Annotated in this window: 7 protein-coding genes; 4 read left to right on the top strand and 3 right to left on the bottom strand. The window is 62.2% G+C overall.

Features of this window, described 5'->3' with window-relative positions; genetic code table 11:
* Window positions 1-136 precede the first annotated feature (136 nt).
* Both pncB and nadE read left to right on the top strand, forming a co-directional pair.
* Window positions 137-1,351 carry a nicotinate phosphoribosyltransferase gene (gene pncB, locus HX818_RS22640; protein ID WP_003217456.1) on the top strand — a complete coding sequence of 405 codons (1,215 nt, stop codon included), beginning with the start codon at window positions 137-139 and terminating at the stop codon, window positions 1,349-1,351.
* 3 nt (window positions 1,352-1,354) lie between these two features.
* On the top strand, window positions 1,355-2,182 hold the full coding sequence (gene nadE, locus HX818_RS22635; RefSeq protein WP_003217462.1) for an ammonia-dependent NAD(+) synthetase: 828 nt from the start codon (window positions 1,355-1,357) through the stop codon (window positions 2,180-2,182).
* 276 nt (window positions 2,183-2,458) lie between these two features.
* Here the strand turns inward: nadE and azu are convergent, their stop codons facing one another.
* Window positions 2,459-2,905, bottom strand: coding sequence for an azurin (gene azu, locus HX818_RS22630; protein WP_008439083.1), 447 nt, complete (start codon window positions 2,903-2,905; stop codon window positions 2,459-2,461).
* 337 nt (window positions 2,906-3,242) lie between these two features.
* Here azu and HX818_RS22625 point away from each other — a divergent pair, with 337 nt between their 5' ends.
* On the top strand, window positions 3,243-3,830 hold the full coding sequence (locus tag HX818_RS22625; RefSeq protein WP_003217468.1) for a TIGR00730 family Rossman fold protein: 588 nt from the start codon (window positions 3,243-3,245) through the stop codon (window positions 3,828-3,830).
* Window positions 3,831-3,898: 68 nt separating this feature from the next.
* Window positions 3,899-4,078, top strand: a complete 180-nt coding sequence (locus HX818_RS22620) for a hypothetical protein (RefSeq protein ID WP_003217470.1) — start codon at window positions 3,899-3,901, stop codon at window positions 4,076-4,078.
* Window positions 4,079-4,148: 70 nt separating this feature from the next.
* Here the strand turns inward: HX818_RS22620 and HX818_RS22615 are convergent, their stop codons facing one another.
* Together HX818_RS22615 and HX818_RS22610 are read right to left on the bottom strand one after the other, a co-directional pair.
* Complete coding sequence (locus tag HX818_RS22615) at window positions 4,149-5,039, bottom strand: transglutaminase family protein (RefSeq protein ID WP_003217471.1); 891 nt, start codon at window positions 5,037-5,039, stop codon at window positions 4,149-4,151.
* Complete coding sequence (locus HX818_RS22610) at window positions 5,039-7,525, bottom strand: circularly permuted type 2 ATP-grasp protein (RefSeq protein WP_102604264.1); 2,487 nt, start codon at window positions 7,523-7,525, stop codon at window positions 5,039-5,041. The genes HX818_RS22615 and HX818_RS22610 overlap by 1 nt, the downstream gene beginning before the upstream one ends.
* Window positions 7,526-7,591 lie beyond the last annotated feature (66 nt).

The raw sequence follows: 7,591 nt of genomic DNA, 5'->3' as shown, positions 1-7,591 counted from the left end.
TTGCCTGCGATGGCGCCCGTAGTCATCCCCAAAAAAATCACTGGCAAAACAGCACGGGTCTATGCGCCACTAGCGCCATTCCTTAATTGTGCGTAAAGGTCGGCGCCCATCGCCGACCCGTCTGGAGATTCCCGTTATGAGCGAGAGTGTGTTTGCCGATCGCATCGTGCAGAACCTGCTCGACACCGACTTCTACAAGCTGACCATGATGCAGGCGGTGCTGCACAACTACCCGAACGTGGAAGTTGAATGGGAGTTTCGTTGCCGCAACAGTGAAGACCTGCGCCCGTACCTGGCGGAGATCCGCTACCAGATCGAGCGCCTCGCCGAGCTGAGCCTGAGCCCCGACCAACTGGGCTTCCTGGAACGCATCAGCTTCATGAAGCCGGATTTCCTGCGTTTCCTCGGGCTGTTTCGCTTCAACCTGCGCTACGTGCACACCGGTATCGAAAACGGTGAGCTGTTTATCCGCCTGCGCGGGCCATGGCTGCACGTGATCCTGTTTGAAGTGCCAATGCTGGCCATCGTCAGCGAAGTGCGTAACCGCTATCGCTACCAGAGCGTGATCCTCGAACAGGCCCGCGAGCAGCTGTATCGCAAGTTCGACTGGCTGACGGCCAACGCCAGCGTCGAAGAACTGTCCGAACTGCAGGTCGCGGATTTCGGCACGCGTCGACGCTTCTCCTACCGCGTGCAGGAAGAAGTGGTGAACGTGCTCAAGCACGACTTCCCCGGGCGTTTTGTCGGCACCAGCAACGTGCACCTGGCCCGCGAGCTGAACATGAAGCCGCTGGGCACCATGGCCCACGAATGGATCATGGCCCACCAGCAACTCGGCCCGCGCCTGATCGACAGCCAGATCGCCGCCCTCGACTGCTGGGTGCGCGAATACCGTGGCCTGCTGGGCATCGCCCTGACCGATTGCATCACCACCGATGCGTTTCTCAGCGATTTCGACCTGTACTTCGCCAAGCTCTTCGACGGCCTGCGCCACGACTCCGGTGACCCGGTGCAATGGGCCGAAAAGGCGATCGCCCACTACCACAAGCTGGGGATCGAGCCCATGAGCAAGACCCTGGTGTTCTCCGACAGCCTGTCGCTGCCCAAGGCGCTGGAGATTTTCCGCGCGCTGCGTGGTCGGATCAATGTGAGTTTCGGCATCGGCACCAACCTGACCTGTGATATTCCAGGTGTGGAACCGATGAGCATCGTGCTTAAAATGACTGCCTGTAATGGCCAGCCCGTCGCGAAGATTTCCGATGAAGCGGGCAAGACCCACTGCACCGATCCGAACTTTGTCGCCTATTTGCGCCACGTTTTCAAAGTACCTGCCCTACCCAGCAAGGAGTGAATCATGCAAGCCGTACAGCGCGAGATTGCTGAACAGCTCAAGGTCCAACCACCGTTCAAGGACCAGGCCGCCCTTGAGGCGGAGGTCGCCCGGCGCGTTACCTTTATCCAGGATTGCCTGCTCAATTCAGGCCTCAAGACGTTGGTGCTGGGCATCAGCGGCGGCGTCGACTCCCTGACCGCCGGCCTGCTGGCCCAGCGTGCAATGCAAGAGTTGCGGGCTGCCAAGGGTGACGATGCGTACCGCTTTATCGCGGTGCGCCTGCCCTACGAAACCCAGTTCGACGAACACGACGCCCAGGCGTCCGTGGACTTTATCGAACCCGACGAACGCCACACAGTGAACATCGGCCCGGCGGTGAAATCCCTGGCCAATGAAGTGGCGGCGTTTGAAGGCAAGGCCGCAGTCTCCCGGGACTTCGTGCTGGGCAACACCAAGGCGCGCATGCGCATGGTGGCGCAGTACACCATCGCCGGCGCGGCCGGTGGTTTGGTGATCGGTACCGACCATGCGGCGGAAGCCGTGATGGGCTTTTTCACCAAGTTCGGTGACGGTGCCTGCGACCTGGCACCGCTGAGCGGGCTGGTGAAGAACCAGGTGCGCGCGATTGCCCGGCACTTTGGTGCTCCGGAATCGCTGGTAGAGAAGATCCCGACGGCCGACCTGGAAGACCTGTCGCCGGGCAAGCCGGACGAGGCGTCCCATGGCGTGACCTATGCCGAGATCGACGCGTTCCTGCACGGCGAGCCGGTGCGCGAGGAAGCCTTCAAAATCATCTGCGACACCTATCGCAAGACCGAGCACAAGCGAGTAATGCCGTTTGCACCCTGATCTGACGTAGCGGCTCATTCTGGCAAAAGGGCTTGTTGTGGTGAAGGAGCTTGCTGTGGTGAAACAGAGCTTGCTGTGGTGAAAGAGCTTGCTGTGGCGAGGGAGCTTGCTCCCGCTGGGGCGCGAAGCGGCCCCTGAAACCTTTCTGATGCTACGCGGTGACCTTATTGGGGCTGCTCCGCAGCCCAGCGGGAGCAAGCTCCCTCGCCACAAGAGCAGCCTGCCTACAGGCAAAAAAAGCGCCCCGAAGGGCGCTTTTTTTTGCCTGAAGATTGCTTACTTCAGGGTCACAGTGCCTTTCATCATCGAGATGTGGCCTGGGAACGAGCAGAAGAACGCGTAGTCAGTGCCTGCCGCCAGCTTCGACACATCGAAAGTCACGGAGTCTTTCTCGCCGGCACCGATGATCTTGGTGTGGGCGATGATGCGGGTGTCACCGTCTTTCAGGTAGTTCTTGTCGATGCCGGCAGCCATGCCGTCGCTGGCGATGCCAGGCATGTCGGCGGCGGAACTCAGCACCCAGTTATGGCCCATGACGTTTTTCGGCAAGCTGCCGGAGTGGGTCAACTCAACGGTGAACGTCTTGCAGCTCTTGTCGATTTCGATGGCCTTGGTGTTGAAGGACATCTGGTCAGTGGAGTCGACAGTGACCTTGCACTCTGCAGCAAGCAACTGGCCGCTAGCCAGAGTCAGCAGGGAAACAGCAACGAGTTTGGCAAACATGTGAATCTCCAGGGCAGGGTTTAAAAAACGCATATTGCGACAAGGGTGCCTGAGTCAGGCAGGACTTCATATGATCTGTATCAACAGATTGTATACAACTTTAGGCTATCAGACTCATCGACACAATCTACCGGCCAAAGTGCGGGTGCCGGCCTATGATCGGTCCATCACCCATCCGGAGTCCCAGCCATGCACCTCAATAGCCTGTTCCGCAGCCTGCTTGCCGCCTATGCCTGTGGTGCCAGCGGCACCTGCGAAACACCTCAACGCGAGGTTTAATCCTTTGAGAGACGCAAGCCAGCCTTTACTCTTTAGCCACAACTGAGTGGAGTCAGGTATGTCCTTGAAGTCTGTCTGTGTGTTTTGCGGTGCCAGCAGCGGCACCAACCCGGCCTACCGTGAAGCAGCCGTGGCCCTCGGGCGCGCGCTGGCCGAGCGCAAGCTGACCCTGGTGTACGGCGGCGGCGCCGTGGGCCTGATGGGTATCGTCGCCGATGCGGCGCTGGAAGCCGGCGGCGAGGTGATCGGAATTATTCCCGAAAGCCTGAAAAACCTCGAAATCGGCCACAAAGGCCTGACCCGCCTGGAGGTGGTCGACGGCATGCACGCCCGCAAGGCGCGCATGGCCGAACTGAGCGACGCCTTTATTGCGCTGCCGGGCGGCCTGGGCACCCTGGAAGAACTGTTCGAAGTCTGGACCTGGGGCCAGCTCGGCTACCACGGCAAACCGCTGGGTTTGCTCGAAGTGAACGGTTTTTACCGCAAGTTGACCGATTTTCTTGATCATATCGTCGGCGAAGGCTTCGTCCGTGCACCGCATCGTGCCATGCTGCAAATGAGCGAATCGCCGGCTGAGCTGCTTGACGTACTGGATGCCTGGCAACCGCTGGTCCTGCCCAAATGGGTGGACCAAAAACCCGATTAACCCTTGGGACGCGATTAAAGGCAGAATACGCGCCGCTCAACCTCACCTTCGACCCCAGAGGATCGCCCATGGCAAAACCTAATTACTCCTTCGCCAAACGTCAGAGAGACTTGGCCAAAGAGCAGAAGAAAGAGGAAAAGCTGCAGCGCAAGAAAATTGCAGCCGACGAAGAAGCCGGTGCACTGAACCCGGATGCTGAAGGTACAGTGGCTACAGACGAAACCGAAGCACCGAAAGACGCTGAATAGGTGATCGTTCCCACGCTCCGCGTGGGAATGCATCCTGGGGCGCTCCGCGTCCCGATTTGAGATATGTGCATTACTCCAGCGGCATCACCGTCACCCGCACTTCCGGGTCATGGCTCCCTCCCCCCAGAATCACCCCCCGCAACGGCGAAACATCGGAAAAGTCCCGGCCCCAGGCCAGGGTGATGTGTTCCAGTGCCGGCTGCACATTGTTGGTCGGGTCAAAATCCACCCAACCCGACACCGGGCAAAACACCGACACCCACGCGTGGGACGCATCCGCGCCGATCAACCGTGGTTGGCCGGGCGGTGGCTGGGTCAGCAGGTAACCACTGATATACCGCGCCGCCAGGCCCCGGGAGCGCAGGCACGCGAGCATCAGGTGGGCGAAGTCCTGGCACACGCCGCGCCGGCGCTCCAGCACTTCCACCAACGGCGTGGCGACCTGGGTGGCTTCGGCATCGAAGGTGAACTCGCTGAAAATCTTCTGCATCAGCGCCTGCACACCCAGCAGCAACGGACGACCGGCCGGGAAACAGTCTTCGGAGAACTCGACGAAGCTTTTCTTCAAATGCACATAGGGCGATTCGAACCGATAGCGGCACGCCTCGATCACTTCGGCCGACAGCGGCTGGCTGCTGTAGGTCAGGCCGTTGCGGGTCTGGTCCCAGGCCGGCGACAGGCTGAAATCCAGCAGCGGCCGCGCCAACACCTCCACTGTCAGCCCGGCGTTCACCAGCAGTTCATCATGGGGCCGCTCGAATGCCAGCCGGGTGATCGGGTTGCCGAACACATCCAGTTCATCTCGGCGCGAGGTCGGCTCGGGGCTGATCTCCAGTTGCTGCGAGCTGCAGCGCTGCCAGGCGCAAGGCCGCGGCCACAGGTGCGCCAGCTGCTGGGCCAGGGACACCGGGCTGTCGTAGTGGTAGTGGGTATCGTGGAAAATCTGGTAGCGGGCACTCATCACACAGACACCGTTTGCTGGCTGACATCGTCCACATGGGCAAAATGGCGCAAGGCCAGGCGGTCGGAGACTTGCCCACTTTCATCGGCCACCGCTTGCAGCAGGTCGGCCAGGCCATCCAGCGCGGCACGCACACTGGACTCGCCGAACAGCGGGTTCTCCAGGCAGCCCAGGTCAAAGCGCGCCAGGCGCTCCACCAACGGCGCCAGCCCGGTTTCCCGGGGCACGCCGAAATCGTCATTCAAGCGGCGCAAGGTGCGGCTCACCAGTTTCAGCTGGAACAGCACTGCGTGGGGGTTTTGCTCATCCAGCAGCAACAGGTCCAGCACCGGAATCAGCTGCGGTACCGCGAGGTAGCGCGAACGATAGGTGATGCTGCTGTTGCCCAGTTCCAGCAACCACTCCAGCCCGGCCTGATCGAACACCGCCACGCCGCGCAGGAACGCCGCCAGGCTGCTGCTGAGAAACTGCAGGCGCTCGATGCGCCGGCCCATCATCAGGAAGCGCCAGCCTTCGTCGCGGGTCATGTCGTCAAGGGCAAAGCCCGACAGCGCGGCCAGGGACATCACCAGGCGGTTGAGGAAATCCAGCAGTTCGCCGAAGTCCGGCTCTTCGCTTTCCAGTTCCAGGGCTTCGCGCTGCAACTCCACCAGCGCCTGCCAGTTTTCCCGGGACAGCTTGCCGCGCACCTGGGACGCCGCCCACTGCAAGCGCTGCAAGTTGGCCCGCAGGCTCGAGGGCCAGTCATCACCGAGCAACGCCGCCTGAAGCCGCTCAGGCAACTCGCCCTCCTCCGGCAACAGTCGCAGGTTCTCGCCCAGCTCAACGGCCGCCTGCAGCGCCAGCGGGTCGTCTCCGTCGACATAGCGGGCGAGGACGATCCGCAACCAGCGCGCACTGTCATCACAGCGCTCGCAATAACGGCCAAACCAGAACAGGTTTTCCACCACCCGCGACGGCAGGTACGGATCACGTCGCACCAGGTCATGGGCGCCGATGGCCCGCTGGGCGCGCCATTGCTCGGTGCCATGGGCGCGTTCGCCGAGCACCCAGGTGTCCTTGCTCGCACCGCCGCGCTGCATCGACACCACTTCGGCATCGGCATCGGCGGCCACACGGGTCAGGCCACCGGGCAGTACACGATAACCGTCGGCGCTGGCTACGGCGTACACACGCATGCCGATGGCGCGGTGCTGAAGGTGATCGTCAACGGTGTGCCAGACCGGCGCCTGGGACAACTGCGCAAGTTCCTGGGCGACATAGGCGTAAGGCCGCGCGCGCATGCGCTCAGCCAGGGCCTCGCGTTGTTCGTCGTTCAAGTCGCGGCCAAATACCGGGGTGAAGCTTTGCGACGGAAACGCCGGCTTGATCAGCAGTTCCGGCAGTTTCTCCAGGGCTTCGGCCAGCACCGGCGGCTCACCGCACCACCAGGTGGCGATGGACGGCAGGATCAGTTCTTCGCCAAACAGGAATTGATTGATCTTCGGCAGAAATCCCAACAGGCCAGGGGATTCCAGCACGCCACTGCCCAGGGCGTTGGCCACCAGCACATTGCCCTGGCGCACGGCATCCAGCAGGCCGGGCACGCCGAGGGCCGAGTCGGTGCGCAGTTCCAGCGGGTCGCAGAAGTCGTCGTCCAGGCGGCGCATGATCGCGTGCACCCGGCGCAGGCCGCTGAGGGTCTTGAGGTACACCGTGGCGTCGCGCACGGTCAGGTCGCCGCCTTCCACCAGCGGGTAGCCAAGCTGGCGGGCGAGGTACAGATGCTCGAAATAGCTTTCGTTGAAACGGCCCGGGGTCAGCAGCACGATCAGCGGTGGCTGGTCGTCGCTCGGCGCCTGGCGGGCCAGGGTTTCCTGCAAGGTGCGGAAGAACCCGGTGAGGTGCTGCACCTGCAAGTCGCGGTACAGGTCCGGGAAGGCGCGGGACACGATGGTGCGGTTTTCCAAAGCATAACCGGCGCCGGACGGGGCCTGGGTCCGGTCGGCGGTGACCCACCAGCGGCCATCCGGCGTACGCGCCAGGTCCACGGCGTACAGGTGCAGGAACGCGCCGTCGGGCGGCTGGATGCCCTGGCACGGCCACAGGAAATTGTTGTGGCCGAACACCAGTTCTGCCGGCAGCAAGCCTTCGGCGATCAAGCGTTGCGGGCCGTAGAGGTCGGCCAGTACCGCATTCAACAGGCGCGCACGCTGGGCGATGCCGGCGGAGAGTTGCTTCCATTCATCGGCGGCCAGCACGTGGGGCAGCAGGTCCAGCTCCCAGGGACGATCGGCGCCCTTGGGGTCGGCGTAGACGTTGTAGGTCACGCCGTTTTCCTGGATCTGCCGGGTCAGCAAGGCCTGGCGCTGGGCCAGTTGCGCCGGGGTGCTGCGTTGCAAGTGATCGAGCAGCCGCTGCCAATGGGCGCGAACCGCGCCGCTGTCGTCCAGCAGTTCGTGATAAGTGCCCGCGGTCAGCGGGTAACGGTCGAGCAAGTCGGGCATGGAACGCTCGGCAGAGGCAAGGGAAGTCAGATTAATTTACAAACACTGCAAATCCAGTGTGCAAGC

This window comes from Pseudomonas sp. F9001 (genome assembly GCF_013385435.1).
Taxonomy (GTDB): Bacteria; Pseudomonadota; Gammaproteobacteria; order Pseudomonadales; family Pseudomonadaceae; genus Aquipseudomonas.
This window is presented reverse-complemented; position numbering and strand designations above follow the sequence as displayed.

Bases quoted from the DNA above. Each gene is read 5' to 3' on its own strand.
- HX818_RS22625 (WP_003217468.1), top strand. From the start codon at position 3,243: ATGTCCTTGAAGTCTGTCTGTGTGTTTTGCGGTGCCAGCAGCGGCACC.
- HX818_RS22610 (WP_102604264.1), bottom strand. From the start codon at position 7,525: ATGCCCGACTTGCTCGACCGTTACCCGCTGACCGCGGGCACTTATCAC.
- azu (WP_008439083.1), bottom strand. From the start codon at position 2,905: ATGTTTGCCAAACTCGTTGCTGTTTCCCTGCTGACTCTGGCTAGCGGC.
- pncB (WP_003217456.1), top strand. From the start codon at position 137: ATGAGCGAGAGTGTGTTTGCCGATCGCATCGTGCAGAACCTGCTCGAC.
- nadE (WP_003217462.1), top strand. From the start codon at position 1,355: ATGCAAGCCGTACAGCGCGAGATTGCTGAACAGCTCAAGGTCCAACCA.
- HX818_RS22615 (WP_003217471.1), bottom strand. From the start codon at position 5,039: ATGAGTGCCCGCTACCAGATTTTCCACGATACCCACTACCACTACGAC.
- HX818_RS22620 (WP_003217470.1), top strand. From the start codon at position 3,899: ATGGCAAAACCTAATTACTCCTTCGCCAAACGTCAGAGAGACTTGGCC.